We start from the raw sequence: 23,832 nt of genomic DNA, 5'->3' as shown, positions 1-23,832 counted from the left end.
GGGCGTCAGGACGTGATGTCCTTGCCGGAGAAGCGGGCCCAGGCGATCGAGCCGAACAGCGCGATGTACGCCCCGAACGCCAGCAGCCCGTCCCACAGATGCCCGAAGTCGATCGGGCTGCGCAGCACGGCGTCGAAGTTCGTGAACTTGGACGGCAGCAGGTACGGCGTGATCGCGCCCAGCTCGGGGATCGCCCGGAGCACCTGGCAGACGATGATCAGCACCATGGTGGCCGCGATGGCCCCGATGGACACCTCGGTGAACGTCGACAGCGCCAGCGCGACCGCGGCCAGGGCGGCCATCCCGGCGCCGACGTACCCGACGGCGATGAGGATGCGCAGCAGCCCGTCGGCCATCGAGATCGTGGTGCCGGACAGCAGCGTCACGGGCCCGGCCGGGAAGAGGATCAGGCCCGTCAGCAGCGCCGTCAGAGCCACCACCGCGGTGACCGCGTACGCGAAGACGACCGCGTTGACGTACTTGACCAGCAGCAGCCGGGTGCGCCCCGCCGGGGCGGCCAGCAGGTAGCGCAGGGTCCCCGCCCCGGCCTCGCCCGCGATCGAGTCGCCGGCCACGACGCTGACGGCGACCGGCATCAGCAGCAGGACGAGGAACGAGAACGACACGAACGTCAGCATCAGGCTGTTGCCCACCACGTCCTGGACGATCCCGCCCATCCCCTCCTCGGAGGAGACGAGCCGCAGCGCCACGCCGATGACGATCGGCACGACGCCGAGCACGGCCAGCATCGTCAGGTTGCGCGGCCTGCGGAACGTCAGGCCCAGCTCCGAGCCGAGCAGCCGCCAGAACGCCCACGCGCTTCGCACCGCGGGGGCCGGAGCGGGGGCGGGCGGCTCCGGCGGGTGGCGTTCGGTGGTGCGCATGGACTCCGCGACGGGCACCAGCCCGGGCGTGCGGCGCTCCTCCTCCTGGGTCCCGGCCCCCGTGGTCCCGACGGCGGACCCCAAGGTCCCCGCCGTCTCAGCCGTCGACATCGAAGCCCTCCCCTGTCAGTCCCACGAACACGTCCTCAAGGCTCGGCCGCACCACGGCCAGCCCGCGGACGGCCACGCCCTCCCCCACCAGCGCGGCGTTGACGCGCTCCGGCGCGTGCCCGCCGAGCTCCGCCGTGACCTCACCGCCCGAGGGCCGCACGTCGGCCAGGCCGAGCGTGCCGAGCACCCGCGCGGCGTCGGCCACGTCCGGCGTCTCCACCCGGATGCGCGTCACGAGCCCGCCGTTCAGCGAGGCGATCGTGCCCTGCGCCACGAGCTTGCCGGTACGCATGATCGCGGCGTGCGTGCACATCTGCTCCACCTCGGCCAGCAGGTGGGAGGAGACGAAGACCGTCGTACCGTCGGCGGCTATCTCCTTGACCAGCGCGCGGACCTCGCGCGTGCCCTGCGGGTCGAGCCCGTTGGTGGGCTCGTCCAGGATGAGCAGCTCGCGCGGCCCCAGCAGGGCGGCGGCGATGGCCAGGCGCTGGCGCATGCCGAGCGAGTAGTTGCGGAAGCGCTTGCCGGCCGCGGCCGACAGGCCCACGCGGTCGAGCGCCTCGGCGATGCGCCGCTTGGCGGTCGCGCCGGGCGCGGTCGGGTCCGCGGAGTCGAAGCGCATCAGGTTGGCCGCGCCCGACAGGTACGGGTAGAAGGCCGGTCCTTCGACCAGCGCCCCCACCTTGGGCAGGGCCTGGGCCTGGGGCAGGTCGAGCACGGAGTACGCGCCCGACGTCGGCGCGACCAGGCCGAGCAGCATGCGGATCGTGGTGGTCTTGCCCGAGCCGTTCGGCCCCAGGAAGCCGAACACCGAGCCGCGCGGCACGGCCAGGTCCAGCGTGTCCACGGCGACCTGGCCGCCGCGGAAGCGCTTGGTCAGGCCCTCCGTGACGATCGCGAACTCCCCCGCGTTCACCCCCGGGGGCAGGGCCGCCCCGAAGGGCGCCCCTGCTTCCTGCGTGACGGTGGTCACTTGATGCCCGCCGCCTTGGTGATCTCCTCCGGGGTGACCGCGCCGACCAGGAGGCGGCCGTCGTCGGTCAGCAGGGCGGTGACGAGCTTGGTCTTGATCAGCTTGCCCGAGCCCCACGTGCCGCTCACCGGGGTGGCGGACTTCAGCACGCTGTCGACCAGCGCACTGGGGTCACCGGTCATGTCACCGCGCGGGCCGCCCTGGCGCCCCTCCGACGGCGTCGCGGTCTTCAGGTCCGACGGCGAGAACGGCACGACCGCCACGGTCGTCCAGCCCTGGCCCACGACCTTCAGGTCGCCCGCGACGTCCTTGGCGTGCTCGGCGCGGTCGGCTGCCAGGTCCTGCTCCATGCCGGCCCCGAGGGTCTTCTCCTCCACCTTGGCGCCCGCGGGCGGGGTGAAGGTGAAGTTCTCGGCCGCCGGCGGCGTGAACGTCACCTGCGTGAACCCGACCTGGAACGCCGGCTCGGCCGACCCCTTGGCGAACACCTGCACCTGCAGCGGGACGTACGTCTCGCCGTCGAGGGCGATGCGGATCTCCTGGACGAGCGAGCCCGCGTCCTTGGGCGCCAGCACGAGCTGGTAGACCGGCCGGCCCGCCACCTCGGCGGTGTTGATCACGCGCACCGCCGTGTGCTGGTCGGCGTTGGCCAGCAGCCGCTCGGCCACCTGCTGCGGCGTCACGTCGGTCGGTTGCGGCGTGGGCAGGCCCTCCTTGTGCTGCCCGGCCTCCCCCTTGATGGTCAGCTTGGTGGCCGTGTTGGTGGCGCTCTCCCAGTACCAGGCCGTGTCGCCGTTGACGATCAGGTTGGTCTCGTTCAGCTGGGTCGGCAGGGCCACCCGCATCTTGTCCTCGCCGCCGTACCAGACCTTCACCTCGTGCGAGCCGGACAACAGGCTCAGCGGCGACGCCTCACCGGTCTGCGGCAGCGCCGGCAGGCCGAGCGAGGCCGTCTGCTGCACCGTGCCGGACATCGGCGCGATGCCGCCTTCCTTGCTGGTCGCCGCCGCGGCGTCGGCCAGCAACTGCTGCGCCGACCGCTCCGGCAGCACCGGGGCGCCGCTCACCGCGGCTATGACGGGGCCGGCGCCGATCGCGGCTCCGATCACGGCCGCTGCCGCGATCGGCACTCCCCACCTCACGAACGTGCCTCTGCGCATCTCACTCCTTAACGGTATGTCGATGTTCAGAGACTGCGTCATGCATGCTTAGGCGGACCTGAGACTGTCTGAGACGGCTCTCAGTCTTCTCAGCGTTGTCTCAGGGCGAGGACAGGAGAATTGCCACATGAGAGTGCTTGTCGTCGAGGACGAGCGGCGGATGGCCGCCGCGCTTCAGCGGGGGCTCCAGGCTGAGGGGTTCGCCGTGGACCTCGCCCACGACGGCGAGGATGGGCTGCACGCGGCCCGGCACGGTGACTACGACGTCGTGGTGCTCGACATCATGCTGCCCAGGCTGTCGGGCTACAACGTGTGCAAGCAGTTGCGCGCGGAGGAGAACTGGGTGCCGATCCTGATGCTGTCGGCCAAGGACGGCGAGTACGACATGGCCGACGGGCTCGACCTGGGCGCCGACGACTACCTGACCAAGCCGTTCTCGTACGTGGTGCTGGTGGCCAGGCTCCGGGCGCTGCTGCGGCGCGACGCGGGGCGGCGGCCGTCGGTGCTGGTGGCCGGGGACCTGTCGCTCGACCCGGCCCGGCGCAGGGTCGAGCGGGACGGGAGCTCGATCGAGCTGACGCCGAGGGAGTTCGCGCTGCTGGAATACCTGATCCGGCGGCGGGACGAGGTCGTGTCGAAGGCGGAGATCCTGGAGCACGTCTGGGACACCTTCGACACCGACCCGAACGTGGTCGAGGTGTACGTCGGCTACCTGCGCCGCAAGATCGACGCCCCGTTCGGCAGGAACGCGCTCCAGACCGTGCGCGGCGCGGGCTACCGGCTGGCGGGCGACGGTGGCTGACTCCCCGCTCGTCTGGTGGCGGCGGCAGGGGCTGCGGTTCAGGCTCACGGTGGCGGCCGCCGCGGTGCTCGCGCTGGCGCTGGCCGTGTCGGCGTCGGTGCTGGTCAGCGTGCTGGAGCGGGCGCTGATGGACACGGTGGACGAGTCCACCAGGCAGACGGCGCAGACCGTGCGTGTGGCGGCCGACGCCGGGACGCTGACCAGCCCGATCACCACACACGACGGCACGATCGTGCAGGTCATCGACGCCGGGGGGCGCATCACGCACGTCACGTACGGCACCGACCGGCTGGTGCCGCTGCTGGACGCCAAGGCCCGGGCCAAGGTGCTCAAGCGCGGGCAGGCCACGCTCATGGACGGGCGGCCGTACGCGGTCTCCGGGTACCTGCGGGTGATCGTGCTCAGCGCGGACCGCGGGCAGACCGTGATCGCGGCCCGGCCCATCAGCGAGATCCAGACCAGCCTGGTCACGGCCGGACGGGTGCTGCTGGTGGGCACGCCGGCGCTGATCGTGCTGCTCGCGGTGGCGAGCTGGCTCATGATCGGCCGGACGCTGCGCCCGATCGCGGCGCTGCGCAGGGGCGCGGCGGACATCACGCACACGGCCAGGTCGCGCCGGCTGCCGGTGCCGCAGTCGCGTGACGAGGTGTACTCGCTGGCCACCACGCTCAACGACATGCTGGCCAGGCTGGAGGAGGCCGAGCAGCGCCAGCGGGCGCTGGTCTCCGACGCCGCGCACGAGCTGCGCAGCCCGCTGGCCAGCATCAGGCTGCAGCTGGAGGTCGCGATGGGGCATCCGGAGGGTCAGGACTGGCGGGAGACCGCCGAGGGCGTCCTGGAGGACACGATGCGGCTGTCCAGGCTGGCCGAGGACCTGCTGGCGCTGGCCAGGCTGGACGAGCGCGGCGGCGTGCCCGCCAGGCGGGAACCCGTCGAGCTGGACGAGGTGGTCCGCCAGACCGTCGACAGGTACGCCGAGGCGCGCCTGACGGCGTGCGACCCGGTCGTGGTGCGCGGAGACGCCCTCGACCTGAGCCGGGTGCTGACGAACCTGATGGACAACGCGGTACGCCACACCTCTTCCAAGGTCGAGGTGGCCTTGACCGCGGACGGAGTGCTGACGGTGACCGATGACGGGCCCGGCATCCCCGAACAGGATCGCGAGCGCGTCTTCAACCGCTTCACCAGGCTTGACTCCGGGCGCAGCCGCGATGAGGGCGGCGCCGGGCTGGGGCTGGCTATCGTACGCGAGACCGTGCGTGCGCACGGCGGCACGGTCGTCCTGGAGGACGCCGCGCCTGGGCTGCGGGCGGTGGTGCGGTTGCCGGTGGTCCGGTAGGGGGTCGGTGACTCTGGATCGTTCCTAATCGGGTCAGGCCGCTGTCCCCTTTTCTGCGGTGGCCAGGAAGTTCTGGGCGATCAGCGGCAGCCGGCGGCGAGCGTGCACGACGGCGATGACGCGCCGCACGGCCGGTTCGAGCGAGCGCACGACCAGGCCGGCGCGGCTGGCCTGTTCCGCCAGGCCGCGGTACCAGAGCAACGACGCCTGGCCGGCGCGCACCGCGTTGAGCCAGCCGTTGCGCTCGTCGGTTTCGAGCACGACCACGGGGGTGACCGCGTACTTGCCGAACATCGCGTCCAGCTCCCTGCGCCGCATGCTGCCGCGGGCGGGCAGCGCCAGGCGCATGCCGTGCAGCTTGCCCATCGGCACCGGATTGGGCAGGTCGAGCCCGGGCGGGGAGATCAGCACGATCTCCTGGCGCTCGAGCGGATGGGTGATCAGGTCCGTGGGGACGGGAAGATCGGTGAGCCCGAGGTCGGCCCGCTGATCTCTGATGGCGCTGACGACGGCGTCTCTGCCGTCGCAGCGGACGATGTGCACGCGGACTCCCGGATGCTCGGCCGAGTAAGCCGGGAGCAGCCGCCCGGCCAGGCCGGGTTCGAGGCTGGGCGTGGACGCGATGCGGAGCTCCGCTTCCGTGACGCCACCGTGGTTGGCCAGGCTCTCGATCTCGTGAACGGCGTCGAGTGCCTCCCTCGCCAGCTTGACCACGCGGCGGCCCTGCGCGGTGACGACCACGCCACGGCCTGAACGAGCGAAGAGCGTCATACCGAGCTCCCGCTCCAGATCGCGGATCGCGCGGGACAGCGCAGGCTGCGCGATGTAAAGCGATCTTGCCGCGTCGGTCATGGTGCGGTGCTCCGCAGTCGCGACCACATAGCGGAGCTGCTGGAGATTCATGCCAAAGAAGCTAGGGCAACGCCCGCCGCGCGGACCGGGAGATAACCGAGATCACCTCGAATGATTTCGGACCGTAACCGATCACTGCTACATCCGTGACGGGTGAGAAATGAGTATGCTTTTGCCCCAAATTTGACAAGGGTCCGGCAAGTCGCGGCACAAAGCCATCGATTCCAGACAACCGGGTGAACGGGGAGACACGGTGACAGGGAACGGGCAATATCCACCCCCGCCACAGAGGCCAGGGCAGCCACAGAGGCCGCCCTCGTTGCCATGGCCGCCGCCGAACTACCGCCAGCCGCAGGGCGGGCAGTCGTACCCGCCGCCGCCACCCCCGCCGCCGCCCCCGCCGCCGCCCCCGTCGGGCAATCCGTACCAGCAGGCGCCGCCGCGCCCTCCGGGGCCGTCGTACCCGCAGCAGCAGTACCCGCAGGGCGGCCCGCAGTATCCGCCACCGCCGCCACCCTACGGGCAGCAGCAGTACCACCAGCCGCCGCCTCCGCCGCCTCCACCGCCTTTGCCTCCGGCGCAGTGGGGGCCGCCGCAGCGCAGGAAGTCGGGGATGGGCGTCTTCGGGGTGATCGGCGGCGTGCTCGGGGGGATCGCGGCGCTGTTCGTGCTGCTCGTCATCGGCTCGGCGCTGCTCAAGAGCGCGTCGAGGTCGGAGACGACGACGCCGGTCGCGATCCCGACGTACGAGCCCTCGGAGCGCGCCACCAGCGACCCGTTCCCGACCCGCACGCGGCCGACGCCGACGGAGTCCGACTCGCCCACCCAGCAGCCCACCCAGGAGGAGACCGAGGAGCCGGAGACGACCCCGACGCAGCAGCCCAGGGTGACGCTGAACACGAGCCTGAAGAGCAACACCATGTATCGGGCGGGCACGCTGCCCAGGCTGAGCTGCTCCGCCGGAAACGCCAACATCTTCAACCACAGCCAGCTCAAGGCGCTGATCCTGAAGACCGGCAAGTGCATGGACCGGGCATGGGGGCCGATCCTGCAGAAGCAGGGCATCCAGTTCAGCGCGCCCAACTACGCCATCGCGGCCAAGCGGGGCCGGGGCGCGTGTGGCGACTACCCGTCGGCGGGGAGCATGGTGCCGTACTACTGCCCGCGCAACAACACGATCTACGCCTCCACCTCGGCCATGGCCCGGGGCAACGGCAACGCCCGCGGCTACGGCCAGATCATCAACTGGCACGGCGGCATCATCAGCATGATGGCCCACGAGTACGGCCACCACGTCCAGAACATCACGGGCCTGATGGACTCCTGGTGGAGCGCCACCCTCGACTCCTCCAACCAGAGCGGCAAGCTGGCGCTCAGCAGGCGGCTGGAGCTGCAGGCGACCTGCTTCGGCGGCATGTGGATGCGGTCGGTGGCGTCGTCGTACCCGGTGAACATGTCCATGCGCAGCCGCCTGTACGCGTTCTACGGGCAGGTGGGCGACTATCCGGGGTATCCGCGCGACCACGGCACGCCCGCGAACAACAACCGCTGGTTCCGGCAGGGCTGGGAGCGGGACAAGACGTTCCAGTGCAACACCTGGATGGCGCCGTCCTCGACGGTCTCCTGACACATTTTACGAACTACCAAAAACCCTTAAAACGCGGCCCATCGTGCACGAGGTGTTCATCTCAGGTTGGGCACATGTCTCTGATGTCCAGATATGGGGACTAGAATCCTGGCAATCTTGTGCCCATCGGGGGGCAACGGCAGTTTTGCCTGGTAGGCGTGTAAGGAGCCGGGTGTGAGCAATCGCGATGGGGCAGAAACCGTGCCGGGAGGCAAGAAACGGCGACCCCTTCGCCGTCCGCGTCCTGGCTCCTCGTCCCCTCGCTTCGCCAAGCCCCTGACGACCGGCTCAGTACTCGGATGGACCGCCCTGTCCGCCATCGCGCCCGGCGCCGCACATCTGCGCGCCGGGCGTCGCCGTACCGGGCTGATCCTCCTCAGCGTGTACGCGGTGCTGATCCTGGCGGCCCTGGCCTACGGGCTGACCCGGAACACCGAGGACCTCACCGTGTTCGCCTCCGGAGAGGTGCAGGTCACCGTGGTCGTCGTGGCCTCGGCCCTCGCGCTGGCGTGGTTCGCGGTGCTGGTGACCTCGTACGTCGCGCTCGGGCCCAACCGCCTCAACCAGCAGGGCCAGGTGCTGACGGGCATCCTCGTCGGGGTGCTGTGCGTGGCGGTGATGTCGCCGTTCGCGCTGACGGCCAACTATGTGCTGACCTTCCGGGACACCATCCAGCAGATCTTCCCCTCGGTGTCCGACCCCGACGTCACCGACGCCCCGGTCAAGGAGGGCGAGGACCCGTGGGGCGGCAAGGACCGCATGAACTTCCTGCTGATCGGCGGCGACGCGGCCGGCAACCGCACCGGCGTGCGCACCGACAGCATGAACGTGGCCAGCATCGACCTCAAGACGGGCAACACCGTCCTGTTCAGCCTGCCGCGCAACCTGCAGCACGTGCGCTTCCCGCCGACCTCGCCGCTGCACAAGCAGTTCCCGAACGGCTACATGGCCGAGCTCCCCAACGGTGGCCTGCTCAACGAGGTCTGGCAGTACGCCAACGACAACCCGCAGCTCATGGGCGGCAAGAACAAGGGCCCCCGGGCGCTGATGGACGCCATCGGCTACACCCTGAACCTCAAGATCGACTACTACATGCTGATGAACATGTACGGCTTCGCGGACCTCGTCGACGCCATCGGCGGGCTCAAGATCCGGGTCGAGCAGGACGTCAAGTGGGGCGGCCACTTCGGCACGGCGGGCACCATCAAGGCGGGCTACCGGAAGCTGAGCGGCGAGCAGGCCCTCTGGTACGGCCGCTCCCGCGTCGACAGCGACGACTTCTCCCGCATGGCCCGCCAGCGCTGCGTCATCGGCGCCTTCGCCCAGCAGGCCACCCCCACCAAGATCCTCGCCAACTTCACCAGGATCGCCGGGGCGGCCAGGCGGCTGGCCCAGACCAACATCCCGCAGCACCTGGTGCAGCCGCTGGTGGAGCTGGCCGTCAAGGTCAAGGACGCCCGGATCACGAGCCTGCAGTTCGTGCCGCCGGAGTTCTACTCGGGGCGGCCCGACTGGGCCAAGATCCGCCTGGCCTCCAGGAAGGCGATCGCCGACTCCAACCGGCCCGCCCGCCAGGCCCAGACGGCCAACGTGAGCGCGTCGCCGAGCATCACGTCCACGGCCTCGCCGACCCGCACGCGCCCCGCCACACCTACGCAGACGCCGACCAGGAACACCCAGAAGAGCGGCGCCAAGTCCCTCGACGAGCTCTGCGGCCTCTAACCCGGTGAGGGGCGGCGCCCCGCCCACCAGCGGGCCACAGCGCCGCGTGGGGCCCGCAGCAGCGCATCCCGCTCCGCCGGCGCGGTCGGGCCGGGTGCGTGGGCGCAGGGCGCGCGGCGAGCCTCAGGAAGAGGCGTGGCGTCAGGCCGCGACCGACTTTCGCGGCAGCAGCACCATGGCCCCGAGGTAGAGCACCGCCGCCACGATCAGCAGCCCCTTGTAGCCGATCACCAGCGCCGCGTACTCCAGGCACCCGCCCACCATCGCCCCCAGCAGGTTCGCCCCGAACGAGGTCGTCGCGTCGGCCGTCTCGGCGAAGCGCTTGGCGAAGACGACGTTGGCGGCGAAGATCGGCAGGAACGCCACCGTCACCGCCGCCACCGCGCGCAGGGGCAACGGGAGGGACAGGAGCCACGCGTTCGGCACCAGCCAGGCCAGCAGCAGGCCCGCCAGCAGCACGCCGTACATGACGGGCAGCGGCGGGGTGCGGAAGTGGCGGGTGATCTCGACGGCGGCGAGGACCGCGACCAGGACGCCGGCGAAGACGATCGCGTTGACCACCCATGTGGTGCCGAACAGCAGCGCGAACCCGGTCACGCTCTTCGTCTCCAGCAGCATGAACGCCACGCCCAGCAGGAACAGGTCCGCGTACGGCCGCATCCGCTGGTAGGGCCCGGCGACGACCCGGACGGCGAAGAGGCTGACGATGAGGATCAGGCCGAGCGTGATGATGTAGATCGGCGGGATCGTGGCGTCCTTGAGGTAGAGGAACGGCCGGTCGTCGTTGGCGGGCTGCGGGGTGCCGGCGGCGGCGCCGGGCCACTCGGAGGCGCAGCGCTGCGCGTCGGCCGTCACGCCCGCCGTGATCACGGCCTGCTGGCCGGCGGTGCTGACGATGTCGACGCACGGCTTGTGGCCGAAGGCGCGCTGCATGGTGGAGGCGAGGCGGTCGACCAGCCAGCTCTCCCGGTAGTAGTTGTACATCGAGAAGGTGCCGCCCGGCTTGAGGTGGGCGCGGGCGGCCTGCATGGCCTCCTCGGTGAACAGGTAGCTCTCCAGGCGCAGCGAACTCGCCCCGGACACGAGGGTGAGCGAGTCGGGCAGGGCGAAGAGGATCAGGTCGTACTTGTCGCCCGTGCGCTCGAGGAAGGCGCGCCCGTCGGTGACGTGGGTCGTGACGCGCGGGTCGTCGTACGGCTTGTCGGGGTGGACCGAGCCGCCCAGCTCGCGCAGCTTGGGGTCGATCTCCACGGCGTCCACCCGGTTCGCGCCCTTGGACAGCGCGATGGCCACGTCGGTGCCGCTGCCCGCGCCGACGATGAGCACGTCCTTGGGCGGCTTGGAGGTCCGCTCGTACGGCAGGCCGTACTGGGCCTCCCACTGCAGCCGGGCGGCGGCGGGCACGGCCTGCTGGTGCGGGATGCCGTTCACGGCGATGTCGGTGACGAGCACGCCGAGCTGCGTGAGCTGCCGCGTGGTGACCTTGTAGTACGGCGACCAGATGGCCCCGGCGGTCAGCGTCTCGGCCAGCAGCAGCCCCACCACGGCCAGCGAGGGCACGGTCACCAGGCCGAGGTAGAGCGAGCGCGGCCGGGGCATGAGCAGCAGCCCGTAGCAGATGGCCGCGATCAGCCCCCAGAACACCGGCGGCGCGCTCAGGAACGACAGCGCCGTGAAGGCGGCGATCCCGCTGAGGCTGCCGATCAGGTCGTAGCGGTACGCCTCCAGCCGGGGCAGCTCGGGAAAGCAGCGCCCGACGAGCTCGGCGGGGCCCATGAGCACCAGCGCGGCGGCGCCGAAGATCACCGGCAGGATCAGCCACGCGGGCGGGCCGCTGGTGGACAGGCTGGTCCAGTACAGGACGCCCTCGGTGTTCCTGTCGACGGTCACCGGGAACGTCAGGACGACGGCGACCAGGATGGCGAGCACGACGGGCGAGTAGTACGGCTGCCGCCGCGACCGCCCCACGCGCAGGAAGCCGAGGCCGATGCCCAGGAACGAGCCGAGCAGGACGAAGTTGGTGAAATAGCTGAGGTGGACGATGTTGGATCCGGTCCACCGGATCAGCGCCAGCTCAAGGAACAGCATGAAGGCGCTGGCGAGGACGAGCCTCGGCCGCACCGCCAGCCAGTGAGCTCTTTCTCCGTCGTCGACCGGCTTCTGCGCCTGGAGCGTCATGATTCGACACCGTAGTGAAGAGACGCGGAACAAGGAAGCCTGACGCCCCGCAAGAAATGTCATCCGGTTCGCACTAATTACGGTATTTGCGCAGGTCAAACCGCTGAAAGGCGCTGGACGCCGGGGCGGTGGATGGAGGAATCTTGGGGAGTTCCTTCCCCCTACGATATTCGGCGGTGACACATGCGGGTTCTGATCCAACTCCGCCCCTCCCCCGATCTGGTCGCGGCCGTCGCCGACCCGGGTCAGATCGCCACCACGGCCGACGTGGCCGACGGGCTGCCCGGGGTCGAGCTCGACTCCGCGTACGTCCCCGTGGCCGTCGCGCGGCCCATCCCGGCGGCCGGGGGCGACCCTCTCTCGCTCAACCAGCCGCTCGGCTTCTCGCTGGCCGCCGAGGACGCCTCCGTGCTGGTGCGCGGCACGATCTCGGACGACGAGCTGGCCGCCAGGGTCACGCTGCTGCCCGCGCTGCGGCCCGACGTGGTCGGCGTCTTCGCCGACCCGGTGATCGAGACCACGCAGACGTGCGGCGGTGACCCGCCGGTCGGCACCTGGCACGACGTGGAGCGGCTGCTGAACGTGCCGGGGCTGAGCGCCGAGGGCCTCGACGGCAGCGGGGTGGCGCTGGCCGTGCTCGACACCGGGATCAACGCGGCCCACACCGCCAGGCAGCTCGGCAGGGGCGTCACGCTGGACGCCGAGCGGTCGTGGAGCCCGCAGGGCGTGTCGGGCAAGGCGGGCGAGTTCGAGGTCGACCACGGGACGATGTGCGCGTTCGACACGCTCATCGCCGCTCCCCAGGCGTCGCTGATCGACATCCCGGTCCTGCTGTCCACCCGCCCCGGGGGCTCGGCGCTGGACGGGCTGCTGTCGGACGCGGTGTCGGCGTTCGCGCACCTGCGCAACGTGCTCGCCGCCCAGCCCGCCGAGACCAGGGCGCTGGTGGTGAGCAACTCGTGGGGCTCCTTCTCCCCCGAGTGGGACTTCCCCGTCGGCCATCCGGGCAACTACTCCGACAACGCCGCCCACCCGTTCAACCTGATGGTGGCCGAGCTCGACCGGGCGGGCGCGGACGTGCTGTTCGCGGCGGGCAACTGCGGCCGGCAGTGCCCCGACGGCCGGTGCGTCTACCCCAACCGGCCCATCGTCGGCGCCAACTCCCATCCGAAGGTCCTGTCCATCGGCGGCGTCGACATCAACGGGGAGCGGGTGGGCTACTCCTCGCAGGGGCCCGGTCGGCTGACCGCCCGCAAGCCCGACTTCTGCGCCTACACCCACTTCTCCGGGTCGAAGGCGTTCGGCGACGGCGAGCCCGACTCGGGCACCTCGGCGGCGACGCCGGTGGCCGCCGGGCTCGTCGCCGCCGTCCGCACCCGGTGGCCGTCGACCAGGCTGTCGCCCACCCAGTTGCGGGCGCTGCTGCGGCGCACGGCCGAAGACCGCAGCGAGGTGGGCTTCGACTACGACTACGGCTACGGGAACGTGGACCCTGCGGGGATCATCGCCGCGCTGCAGCGGCGCCTCAGGAACGCGGCCTGACCCCGCCCGATCAGGCGTTCTCCCGGTTGAAGACCCTGGTCCCGATCGTGAGGCTGACCGCGGCGAACACCACGGTCACCGCCACCCCCAGGCCCACGGTGCCGGTCAGGTAGTGCCCCGCGAACAGGTCGCGCAGCGCCTCCAGCGCGTACCTGAACGGGCTGATGTGCGAGATGGCGTCGAGCCAGCCCGGCGCCATCGACATCGGCAGGAAGGAGCCCGACAGCAGGACCAGCGGGATCACCGCCGTGGACATCACGGGCGCGAACAGGTGCTCGTTCATCGTCAGCGCGATGGCGTACGACAGCGCGGCCAGGCTGGTCCCGAGCACGATCACCAGCACGAACCCGGCCGCCAGCCCCAGGGCGGGAGCCCGCAGCCCGAGGGCGAAGGCGACCGCGAGGAGCAGCACCGTCTGGATCGTCATGGTGAGCGCGTTGTTGAGCACGCGCCCGAGCAGCAGCGCCAGCCGGCTGGCCGGGGTGACGCGCATGCGCTCCAGCACGCCGGAGCGCTTCTCGAACACCACCCCGAACCCGGCGAGCCCCATGCTCGTGAGCCCGAGCTGGATGATGAGGCCGGGAACGAGCGTCTCCCACGTGCCGAACGTGGTGAAGATGGGCCCGAACAGCACCAGGAAGAGCAGCGGCTGGATCGCCCCGAAGATGATGCCGACCTTCTGCCGCAGCGTGACGCGCACGCCGTGACGGAACAGCACCCAGGTGTCGCGCAGCATCAGACGCCCGCCTCCTCGCGCAGCGACCTGCCGGTGATGTCGAGGAACACCTCGTCGAGCGTGCGCCCGCCGGTCTTGAGCTCGGCCGGGGCGCCCTGGGCCACGATCCGGCCGTGGTCGATGATCACTATCCGGTCGCAGAGCGCGTCGGCCTCGTCCAGGTAGTGGGTGGTGAGGAAGACCGTCATGCCCTTCTCCAGGCGCAGCGAGCGGATGTGGTCCCACAGGTTGGCCCGGCTCTGCGGGTCGAGGCCCGTCGTGGGCTCGTCCAGGAAGAGCAGGACCGGGTCGTGCAGCAGCGCGAACGCGATGTCGAAGCGGCGGCGCTGCCCGCCGGACAGCGCCGCGCCCGGCTTCGACTCCAGTCCCGTGAGTTCGAGCCGCTCCAGGGCCTCCCGCGTCCTGGCCTCCGCCTGCGCCCTGCTCAGGCCGTACAGCAGGCCTTGGAGGGCGAGCTCGCCCTCCAGCGGCGACGTGGGCGGCACGCCGCCGGTCTGGGATACGTAGCCGATGCGCCTGCGCACCTCCTTCGGGTCGCCGAGCAGGTCGTGCCCGGCCACCGTGGCGGTGCCGGACGTGGGGCGCAGCAGCGTGGTCAGCATGCGCATGGTCGTGGTCTTGCCGGCGCCGTTCGGACCGAGGAACCCGACGATCTCGCCGGGCCCGACCGACAGGTCGACGCCTTTGACGGCTTCCACGCCGCCGTCGAAGGTCTTGCTCAGACCTGAAGTAGTGATCATTTCATCGCCTCCAAAATTAGAGTAGCCACAATTTTGGAGTCACTGCAAGCTTGGTACGATGAAGGCATGGAAGAGGGGCTGCGGGAGCGGAAGAAGCGCGAGACCAGGCAGCGCATCGCGGACATGGCGATGGGGCTGTTCATGGCCAAGGGGTTCGACAACGTGACCGTGGCCGAGATCGCGCGGGTCGCCGACGTGTCGGTCAACACGGTGTTCAACTACTTCGGCACCAAGGAGGACCTGTTCGCCGACCGGCAGGACGTGGCGATCGACCTGGCGCCGCAAGTGCTGCGCGAGCGCGAGCCCGGGGAGAGCCTGGTGGGGGCGTTCCGCCGCGACTTCTTCGACGCGCTCGACACGCGCCACTGGCGCTACGGGCTCAGCCAGGGCTCCGATGTGTTCGCCCGGATCGTCGGCGAAGCGCCCTCACTGGTGGCCAAGCTGCGTGAGATGCACGAGAAGCGCGAGGACGCGCTGACGCGGGCGCTGGCCGACGAGCTCGAGGCCGACGCCGACGACCTCACGCCCCGCCTGGTCGCCACCCACATCCTCAACACGACGAGGATCCTCACCCACTCTTCGGTGCGCAGGCAGCTGGCGGGCGAGCAGTGGGAGAGCATCGAGCCCGACCTCAGGGCTCAGGCCGACAAGGCGTTCGACCTGCTGGAGTCGGGCATCGGCGACCTACTGGCCGGCAAGGGAGCCGGTGATCACCATGAGCCCGAACATCAGGACGACGAAGCCTAGAGTGATCATCATCAGGACCGAGCTGACGATGCCGCAGATGCGCCCGGCCTGCACCATGCCGCGGTTCTCGAAGTAGTAGCCGCTCTCGTCGATCTCGCGCAGCGCCCTGTTGCCCATGGACCAGGCGAAGGGGCCGAGGATCGTGCAGACCACCAGGCTCAGGATGCCCAGCACGAGGATGGCGGTGCCCTGGGGGTGGGTCTGGGGCGGCGGCCCGTAGTAGGAGGGACCGTAGTTCGGATAGGACATGGTCGCTCGGCAACCTCACCATTCGTCGGTCAGGTGCGTTTTATACCACAGACACCCTCTTGATCGCGTTGCGCCATCATGGTGGGGCACATGACCACGCCCATTAGGAGCCTGCCCCCGTGCGTGAACGCACAGCCGCCTTCCTCGCCCGCGAAAGCTTCCAGCGGTTCATCGTCGGCGTCATCCTGCTCAACGCGGCCACGCTGGGTCTCGAGACCTTCCCCGCCGTCGTCTCGCGCTTCGGCCACCTGCTCACCGTCGTCGACCACATCGCGCTGTACGTCTTCGCCGTCGAGCTGATCGCCAAGATCTACGTCGAGCGTGCGAGGTTCGTCCGCGACCCGTGGAACGTCTTCGACGCCGTGATCGTCGCCATCGCCTTCCTGCCCGCCACGGGCGGCCTGTCCGTGCTGCGATCGCTGCGCATCCTGCGTGCGCTGCGACTGCTGTCGGTCGTGCCGAGCCTGCGCCGCGTCGTCTCGGCGCTGCTGCGCGCGATGCCCGGGATGAGCTCGATCGTGGTGCTGCTCGGCCTGGTGCTCTACGTGGCCGCCGTCATGGCCACCAAGCTCTACGGGGGCACCGCCCCCGAGCGCTTCGGCAGCCTGCCGACCTCGCTGTTCACCCTCTACCAGACGATGACCGGGGACGACTGGGGCAACATCGCCAAGGAAGTGATGACCCGCCATCCGTCGGCCTGGATCTTCTTCACCATCTTCATCCTGGTGTGCACGTTCGTGGTTCTGAACCTCTTCATGGCCGTGGTCGTCAATGCCATGGACGAGGAGAACGCCGAGGAGCGCGCCGTGCTGGAGGACACCAGCGAGCACACCCAGCTGATCCTCGACGAGCTGGCCGCGCTGCGCAAAGAGGTCGCCGAGCTACGCCGGCTGGACTGAGCCGGCCCGGCCCCCGCGCGGCCGGTAGGCCACCCGCCACAGGGTGACCCCCAGCAGCAGCGCGACCACGGCCCATCCCTCGACGAGGCCGGACACCGCGCCCACCGCCAGCGGCGCGAGCACGGACGGCAGCGCCCATCCCCAGATCCACCGCCGCTCGGCGCCCGCCGCCACGCCGAGCACGGTGGAGGCGGCGAAGTAGACGGCCAGACCGGCGCCCATCACCCAGCCGACCCCGCCGTGCGGGTGCACGGCGGGGTCCGCGGCGACCGCGCCCAGCCCGGCCGCCGTCGCGGTGATGCCCGCGGTCATCGCGAAGTGCGCGGGCAGCGCCACGTACGCGCGCAGCCCCCGCTCGGCCGCCCCCGGCACCGCGCTCACGCCGTACTGCAGGGTCAGCCACCACAGCGAGACGATCAGCCCGAACCCGGCCACCGCCGCCAGCCCGAGCGGCAGGTCCCAGGAGTGCCCGGAGGAGGCCATCACGACCTGCATGACGGCCTCGCCGAGCACGATGATCACGAACAGGCCGAGCCGCTCGCCGAGGTGGGCCGGGTCGAGCACGGCGATCTTGACCGCCGCCGCCGGGCGCGACACGAGCCCGTCGTGCCTGCGGCGATCGCGCTCCTCCGCCCGCTGGGCCTGCCGCCGCATCTCGCTGATCAGGCGCTCCGGCCTGCGGCTCTGGAGCACGGAGAAGATCATGTCGAGTACGGCGCCCAGCCCCCACAGCGCGTAGCGCCCCGGGCCCTGGACCCCGATGGAGGCGAACCACGGGATCAGGCCCGCGCCGAGCTGGGCCGCCGGCCACGCCGTCAGGATCGTGCCGGCGCGCTGCAGGGTCTGCGAGGCGCCGACCCTGCAGGTGATGTAGGCGGCGATGAACCAGCCGTCATGCGTGTCGCCGGTCGCCTCCAGCACGTGGGCCACGTCGGGCGCGGCCGCGGCCATCACGGCGATGCCGAACATGCCGATCAGCATGCCGCGCGTGCGGGTGCGCTCGGCCTCGGCGTTGGAGTAGAGCGTCAGCGTCGTCCACACGCTCCACACCGCGTAGTAGAGCACCGCGAACAACGCGACGTTCGCCCACGTCGGGTGCGCCAGGCGGTGGGCCAGCTGCGCCACCGCCACGACGACCACCAGATCGAAGAACAGCTCTAACCAACTGGCGTGACGCTCTCCCGGTTCACTCACGGCTAACGAGAATAGAACTCCACGACGAGTTGCTCATCCACGGGCACCACGATCTGCTCGCGTTCGGGGCGGTTCGTCAGCGTGAACGTCAGATTGGCGTGGTCCACGGAGAGGTAGGGCGCGATGCGCTCGTCGGCGTACACGCCTTCGGCCGCGGCCACGAACGGCTGCATCCTGCGGGACCGCTCCCGCACCGTGACCACCTGTCCGGGCTTGACCAGGTAGCTGGGGATGTCCACCTTGCGGCCGTCCACAGCGATGTGGCCGTGGTTGACGTACTGCCGGGCCGCGTAGATGGACGGCGCCAGCCCCGCGCGCAGCACGAGCGAGGCCAGGCGGATCTCCAGCAGCGTGACCAGCTCGGCGCCGGAGGCGCCCGGCTTGCGGACGGCGAGGTCCCAGTAACGGCGCAGCTGCCGCTCGGACACGTCGTAGTACCAGCGCAGCTTCTGCTTCTCCATCAGCCGCAGCCCGTAGTCGCCGGTGCTTCGGCGGTTGGTCTTGCGGCCGTGCTCACCCGGCGGGTAGGGGCGCTGTTCGAAGTAGCGGACGGCTTTCCTGGTCAGCGGGACGCCCGCGCGTCGGGACAGTCGCACCTTGGGGCCGGTGTAGCGCACGTTCACCTCAATGTGATTAGGTAATCCTTACTTAGGGAAGCCTAACCTATCATTGGAACGGAGGGCCCATGCTGCCGATCCCCGAGCGGGTCCGCACCCTCGCCACGACCGCGAGCGTCGCCAAGCTGTCCGTCGACGGCGCCCCCTCCCCGGCCCGGGGAGGCGTGGACGAGCGCGGCCGGCCCGTGCTCCTGGTGCTGCCCGGCGAGTCCCTGCACCGCCTGCGCGAGGACGCCGTCGTGGCGGTGAACCTGACGGCGATGCGGCAACTGGGCGACGTCACCCATCCGCGCGGGCTGCTGGAGGTGCAGGGGTGGGTGGAGGCCGTGCCGGAGGGCGAGGCCCGCGGCGCGGCGGTCGCGGTGGCCGCCCACAGCGCCGACGAGAGCCTGTTCGACGCGCTGGAGCGGTTCGGGGAGCCGGCCGCACCCCGGCTGCTGCGGCTGGACGTGGGGCAGGTCGTGTACCTGACCGGGCAGGAGTCGGGGCTGCTGGACGCCGACGACTACCTGGGCGCGGCGCCGGACCCGCTGGCGGAGACGGCCGAGCGGGTGCTCGCGCACGTCAACGCCTCGCACCGGGCGCAGCTCACCGCGGGCGTGTCCCGCCAGCTCGGCGAGGAGGCCGGCGAGGTGTGGCTGTGGGAGCTGGACCGGTTCGGGGCGACCGTACGGGTGGACGAGTCGCTGATCCGCTTCCCGTGGCCGACCCCGGCCCGGTCCGACCTGTGCCTGGAGACGGCGCTGCGCGGGCTGCTCTGCACCTGTTGATGATCACAATTGACTCCGATTTGTCCGGATCGACCCTGGCATCGGCGCCGCCTCTCTAGCATTTGAGGCGTGACTGGCACGGAGCGATCACCGGCACCCACCCCGTTCGCCGATGATTTCCCCGACGGGATCGGGCGGCGGGGCCGGGCGCTCATGGTCACCGGCGCGCTGCTCGGCACGCTCATGCTGGCCACGGCGGGGATCCTGATCGGCGGGACGTCCGGCGGCAAGCGGCTGGACGCGATCGACTGGCACCGCACCGGCCCCGGCCCCCGCGACGGCTCCATCCCGGTCGCCACCGAGTCCCACCCCCATACGGCGCCCACCACGCTCAGCCCCTCCGCGCGCCCGACGCGCGCGCACCCGACGCATTCCTTCTCGGCCGCGCGCCGCCCGACCCCGAAGCAGGCGCTCCCCGCGCGCCCGACGTCCCTGCCGACATCCCGGCCGACGTCCCTGCCTGCGCACGCCGCGCGGCCCACCCCGGCGGTGCCCGCCGGGCCCGCCGTCTCCCGCACGCCCACGCCGGCGCGGGTAACGATCACTCCGGCGGCGCAGCCGACCCGCCCGTCCGTCACGCCGTCTCCCACCACCGCGACGACCCCCGCCCGCACTCACACGCCGCCCGGTCAGACGCGCCACCCCAGACACCACAGAACCCCTTAAACCCCCACCTTTTACGACTGCGCACGGCGGGCCGCACACGCCGACGCCCATTGCCGCCCGCCATGGCCGCTCGTGAAGGCTCACGGGCCGGTCACCGTAACGGCGCCCCTTTGCCCCTGATCGTCGCGAAGAATCTCGGCCTTCTTGTGGAATGAAGCGTTCCGTTCTGCTAATCTGGAACAGAACAAGCCGTTCCGATTCAGGAGGCCGCAATGACCGTGCTCGACACCCGCCCGGCGCAGACACCGGCCGCACCCGAGCCCGCGCCCTACAAGTGGCGCTGGCCCGCGCTCGCGGTGGTCCTCGCCGGTTCGGTGATGGAGCTGCTCGACGCGACCGTCACCAACGTCGCGGGCCCAACGATGCGGGCCGACCTCGGCGGCGGCACCTCCCTGATCCAGTGGCTCGGCGCGGCCTACACCCTCGCCATGACCGCGGGCCTGCTGACCGGCGGGCGGCTCGGGGACATCGTGGGGCGCAAGCGCATGTTCCTCATCGGCGTCGTCGGGTTCACCGTGGGATCGCTGCTGTGCGCCGTGGCCGCCTCCCCCGAGACGATCATCGCGGCGCGGGTCGTGCAGGGGCTGTTCGGCGCGGCGATGATCCCGCAGGGCATGGGGCTGATGAAGGAGATGTTCCCGCCCAAGGAACTGGCGGTCGCTATGGGGCTGTTCGGGCCGGTCATGGGGCTGTCGGCGGTGGGCGGGCCCATCCTGGCGGGCGCGCTGACCGGGGTCGACTGGCGGCTGATCTTCCTGATCAACCTGCCGATCGGGGCCGGTGCCGCGCTGGCCGCCCTGCGCTTCCTGCCCGCCTCCCGCCCGGTCAAGGGCGTGCGGCTCGACCTGACGGGCGCCGTGCTGGCCTCCGCGGGGACCGTTCTCATGGTCTTCCCGCTGGTCCAGGGGCACGAGAGCGGCTGGCCGGCGTGGTCGTTCGCGATGATGGCGGGCTCCGCGGCGGTGTTCGCGGTCTTCGCGGCCTACGAGAGGCGCCGGGCCAGGCGTGGCGGCGACCCGCTGGTGGCGCCGAGCCTGTTCGGCAAGCGGGCGTTCGTCTCCGGCATGGCGACCGGCACGATCTACTTCGCCGCCTTCACCGGGTTCTTCCTCGTGATCGGCCTCTACACCCAGCTCGGCCTCGGCTACTCCCCGCTCAAGGCGGCGCTGACCAGCGTGCCCTCGTCACTGGGCATGATCGCGGGCATGGGCGTCGCGCAGGCCGCCAGGAGCCACGGCCGCAAGGTGCTGCTGGCCGGGGCGATCGTCATGGGGCTCGGCGTGATCGGGGTGATCGCCGTCGTCTCGCCCGGGGTCACGCCCTGGCAGCTCGCCCCGGCGCTGGTGGTGGCCGGGCTGGGCAGCGGGCTGATCATGAGCCCGTACTTCAGCATCGTGATGGCCGCCGTCGAACCCCGCGAGACCGGCTCCGCCTCCGGCACGCTGACCGCGCTCCAGCAGGTGGGCGGGGCGCTGGGCCTGGCCGTGCTGGGCACCCTCTACTTCGGCACCGGGAGCGTCGCGATCACGCTGTGGGTGGCGGCCGGGATGATCGCCACGACGTTCGCGGTCGGCCTGATGCTCCCGAAACAGGCCCGCGAGGACTGACGATCGACCCCCGAGAACGGCCGGCTCACCCGAGCCGGCCGTCTCCGCGTCCGAGGGACTGCTCCATGCCGTCCAGGAGGTAGCCCAGACCCTCGTCGAACGTGGCGTCCCAGGCATGGTCGAGACCGTGCTCGGCCAGGGCCGGATAGCGGTCGGCGCGCTCCTTGAGGAACTCGCCGGTGCCGTCCCCGTCGCGGTCCTGCCAGGTCACCTGCATGACGACTGAGCCCATGACGTAGTTGGACAGGCTGTAGGCGGCGGGCTTGGGGGCGGCGAAACCGGCGGCGGCCAGCGTCGCGTAGAGGAACTCGGTGCGCTCCAGCGCGTTCGGGCCCATGAGCGGGCGGTCGAGGATCGTGGCCGACCACGGGTGGCGCAGCAGGGCCGCGCGCCAGCCGCCGATGAGCTCGCGCACCGACTCCTGCCACCCGGAGCCGCCCGCCGGCAGGCGCACCTCCCCGAAGACCGCGTCCAGGGCCAGGTCGAGGACGTCGTCCTTGTTCTTGACGTGCCAGTAGAGCGTGGTGGAGCCGGTGTCGAGCCGCTCGGCCAGGTGGCGCATGGTCAGGCGGCCCACGCCTTCCTCGTCGAGCAGCGCCACCGCCTCGGCCACGATCCGGTCGAGCGTCAGCGTCTGCCTCGGCGCCTTCCTGGGGCGCGACCACACGGTGTCCACCCGGGGATAATACGTTGTTCGAGTGACTAGATCGATGGTCTAGTTAGTCGAACGACGATCGAGTGGGGGTGGCCGTCATGGGGCACATCGAGGTGAGCGGGCTGACGTACCTGCTGCCGGACGGGCGGCCGCTGCTGCTGGAGACCTCGTTCAAGGTGGGCGCGGGCGCCAAGGCGGCGCTCGTGGGGCCGAACGGCGCGGGCAAGACCACACTGCTGCGGCTGATCGCGGGCGAGCTGGCCCCGTCGGACGGCCGCGTCGCGAGCGGCGGCGGGATCGGGGTGATGCGGCAGTTCCTCGGCGATGGCACCGTGCACGACCTGCTGCTCAACGTCGCCCCGCGGCGCGTCCGCGACGCCGCCACCGCCCTGGACGCGGCCGAGGCGGCGATCACCCGCAGCGACGACGAGCCAGCCCAGCTCGCCTACGCCCAGGCCATCGCCGACTACGCCGACGCGGGCGGCTACGAGCTGGAGGTGGTGTGGGACGTGTGCGCCACCGAGGCCCTGGGGCTGCCGTACGAGCGGGTGCGGGGCAGAGGGCTGGACACGTTGTCCGGCGGGGAGCAGAAGCGGCTCATGCTGGAGGCGCTGCTGCGCGGCCCGGACGAGGTGCTGCTGCTGGACGAGCCGGACAACTACCTCGACGTGCGGGCCAAGCAGTGGCTGGAGCGGGCGATCAGGGGCTCGGCCAAGACGGTGCTGCTCGTCTCGCACGACCGGCAGCTGCTGGCCGAGGCCGCGGACCGGATCATCACCGTGGAGGGGCGCGGGGTGTGGGTGCACGGCGGCGGGTTCGCGACGTACGCCGAGGCCCGCAGGCGGCGCAAGGAGCGTCTCGAAGAGCTGCGCAGGCGCTGGGAGGACGAACGGGCCAGACTGCGCAGGCTGGTCCACACGCTGCGTCAGCGCTCGGCGAACAACGACGCGCTGGCGGGGGCGTACCAGTCGGCGGTCACGAGGCTGGAGCGCTTCGAGCGGGCAGGACCCCCGCAGCGTGCCCCGAAGGAGCAGAACGTCCGGATGCGGCTGCGCGGCGGACGCACCGGGAAGCGGGCGGTGATCTGCGAGGACCTCGAACTCAGCGGGCTGCTGCGGCCGTTCTCCACCGAGGTCCGCTACGGCGAGCGGGTCGGCGTGCTGGGCCTGAACGGCACCGGCAAGTCCCACTTCCTGCGCCTGCTGGCCGGAGAGCCGATCGCGCACACCGGCGTGGCCCGCCTGGGCGCCAGGGTGTCAGCCGGGTATTTCACGCAGACCCACGCGCGGCCCGACCTGCGCGGGCGCGCCGCGGCCGACGTGGTGATGCGGGAGCACGCGATGACCCGCAACGAGGCGATGGCGGCGCTGGCCCGCTACGAGCTGGCGCCGGCGGGCGGGCAGCCGTTCGAGACGTTGTCGGGCGGGCAGCAGGCGCGGCTGCAGATCCTGCTGCTGGAGCTGTCGGGCGCGACGCTGCTGCTGCTCGACGAGCCGACCGACAACCTGGACCTGGCCAGCGCGGAGGCGCTCCAGCAGGGGCTCGCGGGGTTCGAGGGGACGGTGCTGGCGGTCACGCACGACCGCTGGTTCGCCGCCGACCTCGACCGTTATCTGGTGTTCGGCGCGGACGGGCTCGTACGGGAGAGCGACGTCCCCCGCTGGGACCTCTAGGGGCAACGCCGTTCAGTTAAGGGAGAGGGCTGTTCGTCAAGAACAGTGAACAAAGCAGCGGAGCCGCTGTAGAAGAGGTCTGTCACTCC

22 protein-coding genes are annotated in these 23,832 nt (G+C 71.1%); 11 read left to right on the top strand and 11 right to left on the bottom strand.

What is annotated here, in order from left to right; all coding sequences use genetic code 11:
• Positions 1-5 precede the first annotated feature (5 nt).
• Genes ABZS69_RS58405 through ABZS69_RS58395 form a run of 3 tightly spaced genes read right to left on the bottom strand, consistent with a single transcriptional unit; the run spans position 6 to position 3,128 of the window.
• Positions 6-995: an ABC transporter permease gene (locus tag ABZS69_RS58405; protein WP_355390806.1), complete on the bottom strand. Its 990-nt coding sequence runs from the start codon at positions 993-995 to the stop codon at positions 6-8.
• Positions 982-1,968: an ABC transporter ATP-binding protein gene (locus ABZS69_RS58400; RefSeq protein ID WP_355390803.1), complete on the bottom strand. Its 987-nt coding sequence runs from the start codon at positions 1,966-1,968 to the stop codon at positions 982-984. The genes ABZS69_RS58405 and ABZS69_RS58400 overlap by 14 nt, the downstream gene beginning before the upstream one ends.
• Complete coding sequence (locus ABZS69_RS58395; RefSeq protein ID WP_355390800.1) at positions 1,965-3,128, bottom strand: DUF2092 domain-containing protein; 1,164 nt, start codon at positions 3,126-3,128, stop codon at positions 1,965-1,967. The genes ABZS69_RS58400 and ABZS69_RS58395 overlap by 4 nt, the downstream gene beginning before the upstream one ends.
• A 127-nt stretch (positions 3,129-3,255) precedes the next feature.
• Between ABZS69_RS58395 and ABZS69_RS58390 the strand changes: the two genes are divergently transcribed.
• Together ABZS69_RS58390 and ABZS69_RS58385 are read left to right on the top strand one after the other, a co-directional pair.
• Positions 3,256-3,930, top strand: a complete 675-nt coding sequence (locus ABZS69_RS58390; RefSeq protein ID WP_355390797.1) for a response regulator transcription factor — start codon at positions 3,256-3,258, stop codon at positions 3,928-3,930.
• Entirely contained in the window at positions 3,923-5,269 is a 1,347-nt protein-coding gene (locus tag ABZS69_RS58385) for an ATP-binding protein (RefSeq protein WP_355390794.1), read from the top strand. Before ABZS69_RS58390 ends, ABZS69_RS58385 begins: the two co-directional genes overlap by 8 nt.
• Positions 5,270-5,302: 33 nt before the next feature.
• Here the strand turns inward: ABZS69_RS58385 and ABZS69_RS58380 are convergent, their stop codons facing one another.
• A complete protein-coding gene (locus ABZS69_RS58380; RefSeq protein WP_355390791.1) occupies positions 5,303-6,172 on the bottom strand; it encodes a LysR family transcriptional regulator in 870 nt (289 codons plus the stop codon).
• 268 nt (positions 6,173-6,440) lie between these two features.
• Between ABZS69_RS58380 and ABZS69_RS58375 the strand changes: the two genes are divergently transcribed.
• Entirely contained in the window at positions 6,441-7,748 is a 1,308-nt protein-coding gene (locus tag ABZS69_RS58375; protein ID WP_355390787.1) for a neutral zinc metallopeptidase, read from the top strand.
• A gap of 174 nt (positions 7,749-7,922) precedes the next feature.
• The gene (locus tag ABZS69_RS58370) at positions 7,923-9,470 is read left to right on the top strand and encodes an LCP family protein (protein ID WP_355390784.1); all 1,548 of its coding nucleotides are present in this window, start codon (positions 7,923-7,925) and stop codon (positions 9,468-9,470) included.
• A gap of 141 nt (positions 9,471-9,611) precedes the next feature.
• On the opposite strand, the gene ABZS69_RS58365 is transcribed toward ABZS69_RS58370, so the two are convergent.
• Positions 9,612-11,648 carry a spermidine synthase gene (locus ABZS69_RS58365; protein ID WP_355390781.1) on the bottom strand — a complete coding sequence of 679 codons (2,037 nt, stop codon included), beginning with the start codon at positions 11,646-11,648 and terminating at the stop codon, positions 9,612-9,614.
• Positions 11,649-11,831: 183 nt separating this feature from the next.
• Here ABZS69_RS58365 and ABZS69_RS58360 point away from each other — a divergent pair, with 183 nt between their 5' ends.
• A complete protein-coding gene (locus ABZS69_RS58360) occupies positions 11,832-13,190 on the top strand; it encodes a S8 family serine peptidase (protein ID WP_355390778.1) in 1,359 nt (452 codons plus the stop codon).
• Positions 13,191-13,200: 10 nt separating this feature from the next.
• On the opposite strand, the gene ABZS69_RS58355 is transcribed toward ABZS69_RS58360, so the two are convergent.
• Both ABZS69_RS58355 and ABZS69_RS58350 read right to left on the bottom strand, forming a co-directional pair.
• A complete protein-coding gene (locus tag ABZS69_RS58355; RefSeq protein ID WP_355390775.1) occupies positions 13,201-13,926 on the bottom strand; it encodes an ABC transporter permease in 726 nt (241 codons plus the stop codon).
• Positions 13,926-14,666, bottom strand: coding sequence for an ATP-binding cassette domain-containing protein (locus tag ABZS69_RS58350; RefSeq protein WP_355390772.1), 741 nt, complete (start codon positions 14,664-14,666; stop codon positions 13,926-13,928). Before ABZS69_RS58350 ends, ABZS69_RS58355 begins: the two co-directional genes overlap by 1 nt.
• 66 nt (positions 14,667-14,732) lie before the next feature.
• Between ABZS69_RS58350 and ABZS69_RS58345 the strand changes: the two genes are divergently transcribed.
• Positions 14,733-15,413: a TetR/AcrR family transcriptional regulator gene (locus ABZS69_RS58345; protein WP_355390769.1), complete on the top strand. Its 681-nt coding sequence runs from the start codon at positions 14,733-14,735 to the stop codon at positions 15,411-15,413.
• Here the strand turns inward: ABZS69_RS58345 and ABZS69_RS58340 are convergent.
• Positions 15,351-15,662 carry a DUF4190 domain-containing protein gene (locus tag ABZS69_RS58340; protein WP_355390766.1) on the bottom strand — a complete coding sequence of 104 codons (312 nt, stop codon included), beginning with the start codon at positions 15,660-15,662 and terminating at the stop codon, positions 15,351-15,353. The genes ABZS69_RS58345 and ABZS69_RS58340 overlap by 63 nt on opposite strands.
• 119 nt (positions 15,663-15,781) lie before the next feature.
• Between ABZS69_RS58340 and ABZS69_RS58335 the strand changes: the two genes are divergently transcribed.
• Positions 15,782-16,561 carry an ion transporter gene (locus ABZS69_RS58335; protein WP_355390763.1) on the top strand — a complete coding sequence of 260 codons (780 nt, stop codon included), beginning with the start codon at positions 15,782-15,784 and terminating at the stop codon, positions 16,559-16,561.
• On the opposite strand, the gene ABZS69_RS58330 is transcribed toward ABZS69_RS58335, so the two are convergent.
• Together ABZS69_RS58330 and rpsD are read right to left on the bottom strand one after the other, a co-directional pair.
• On the bottom strand, positions 16,544-17,755 hold the full coding sequence (locus ABZS69_RS58330; protein WP_355390760.1) for a low temperature requirement protein A: 1,212 nt from the start codon (positions 17,753-17,755) through the stop codon (positions 16,544-16,546). The genes ABZS69_RS58335 and ABZS69_RS58330 overlap by 18 nt on opposite strands.
• A gap of 2 nt (positions 17,756-17,757) precedes the next feature.
• Positions 17,758-18,372 (bottom strand): 30S ribosomal protein S4, encoded by a 615-nt coding sequence (rpsD, locus tag ABZS69_RS58325; RefSeq protein WP_355390939.1) that lies wholly within the window; start codon positions 18,370-18,372, stop codon positions 17,758-17,760.
• 68 nt (positions 18,373-18,440) lie between these two features.
• Here rpsD and ABZS69_RS58320 point away from each other — a divergent pair, with 68 nt between their 5' ends.
• The 3 genes from ABZS69_RS58320 to ABZS69_RS58310 all read left to right on the top strand — a co-directional run bounded on the left by ABZS69_RS58320 (position 18,441) and on the right by ABZS69_RS58310 (position 21,415).
• Positions 18,441-19,142 (top strand): DUF2470 domain-containing protein, encoded by a 702-nt coding sequence (locus ABZS69_RS58320; RefSeq protein ID WP_355390757.1) that lies wholly within the window; start codon positions 18,441-18,443, stop codon positions 19,140-19,142.
• 69 nt (positions 19,143-19,211) lie between these two features.
• On the top strand, positions 19,212-19,808 hold the full coding sequence (locus ABZS69_RS58315) for a hypothetical protein (protein WP_355390754.1): 597 nt from the start codon (positions 19,212-19,214) through the stop codon (positions 19,806-19,808).
• Between the two features lie 212 nt (positions 19,809-20,020).
• A complete protein-coding gene (locus ABZS69_RS58310) occupies positions 20,021-21,415 on the top strand; it encodes an MFS transporter (RefSeq protein WP_355390751.1) in 1,395 nt (464 codons plus the stop codon).
• A gap of 25 nt (positions 21,416-21,440) precedes the next feature.
• Here ABZS69_RS58310 and ABZS69_RS58305 read toward each other — a convergent pair whose 3' ends face one another.
• Positions 21,441-22,091, bottom strand: coding sequence for a TetR/AcrR family transcriptional regulator C-terminal domain-containing protein (locus ABZS69_RS58305; RefSeq protein ID WP_355390748.1), 651 nt, complete (start codon positions 22,089-22,091; stop codon positions 21,441-21,443).
• Positions 22,092-22,168: 77 nt separating this feature from the next.
• On the opposite strand from ABZS69_RS58305, the gene ABZS69_RS58300 reads away from it, so the two are divergent.
• Positions 22,169-23,743 carry an ATP-binding cassette domain-containing protein gene (locus ABZS69_RS58300; RefSeq protein WP_355390745.1) on the top strand — a complete coding sequence of 525 codons (1,575 nt, stop codon included), beginning with the start codon at positions 22,169-22,171 and terminating at the stop codon, positions 23,741-23,743.
• The last annotated feature ends 89 nt before the right edge of the window (positions 23,744-23,832 follow it).

The organism is Nonomuraea sp. NPDC005650 (assembly GCF_040605375.1).
Lineage (GTDB): Bacteria > Actinomycetota > Actinomycetes > Streptosporangiales > Streptosporangiaceae > Nonomuraea.
This window is presented reverse-complemented; position numbering and strand designations above follow the sequence as displayed.

Excerpts from the sequence above, each read along its gene's own strand:
- ABZS69_RS58405 (WP_355390806.1), bottom strand. The coding sequence starts at position 995 with ATGTCGACGGCTGAGACGGCGGGGACCTTGGGGTCCGCCGTCGGGACC.
- ABZS69_RS58395 (WP_355390800.1), bottom strand. The coding sequence starts at position 3,128 with ATGCGCAGAGGCACGTTCGTGAGGTGGGGAGTGCCGATCGCGGCAGCG.
- ABZS69_RS58390 (WP_355390797.1), top strand. The coding sequence starts at position 3,256 with ATGAGAGTGCTTGTCGTCGAGGACGAGCGGCGGATGGCCGCCGCGCTT.
- ABZS69_RS58380 (WP_355390791.1), bottom strand. The coding sequence starts at position 6,172 with ATGAATCTCCAGCAGCTCCGCTATGTGGTCGCGACTGCGGAGCACCGC.
- ABZS69_RS58365 (WP_355390781.1), bottom strand. The coding sequence starts at position 11,648 with ATGACGCTCCAGGCGCAGAAGCCGGTCGACGACGGAGAAAGAGCTCAC.
- ABZS69_RS58360 (WP_355390778.1), top strand. The coding sequence starts at position 11,832 with ATGCGGGTTCTGATCCAACTCCGCCCCTCCCCCGATCTGGTCGCGGCC.
- ABZS69_RS58355 (WP_355390775.1), bottom strand. The coding sequence starts at position 13,926 with ATGCTGCGCGACACCTGGGTGCTGTTCCGTCACGGCGTGCGCGTCACG.
- ABZS69_RS58350 (WP_355390772.1), bottom strand. The coding sequence starts at position 14,666 with ATGATCACTACTTCAGGTCTGAGCAAGACCTTCGACGGCGGCGTGGAA.
- ABZS69_RS58345 (WP_355390769.1), top strand. The coding sequence starts at position 14,733 with ATGGAAGAGGGGCTGCGGGAGCGGAAGAAGCGCGAGACCAGGCAGCGC.
- ABZS69_RS58340 (WP_355390766.1), bottom strand. The coding sequence starts at position 15,662 with ATGTCCTATCCGAACTACGGTCCCTCCTACTACGGGCCGCCGCCCCAG.
- ABZS69_RS58320 (WP_355390757.1), top strand. The coding sequence starts at position 18,441 with ATGCTGCCGATCCCCGAGCGGGTCCGCACCCTCGCCACGACCGCGAGC.
- ABZS69_RS58310 (WP_355390751.1), top strand. The coding sequence starts at position 20,021 with ATGACCGTGCTCGACACCCGCCCGGCGCAGACACCGGCCGCACCCGAG.
- ABZS69_RS58300 (WP_355390745.1), top strand. The coding sequence starts at position 22,169 with ATGGGGCACATCGAGGTGAGCGGGCTGACGTACCTGCTGCCGGACGGG.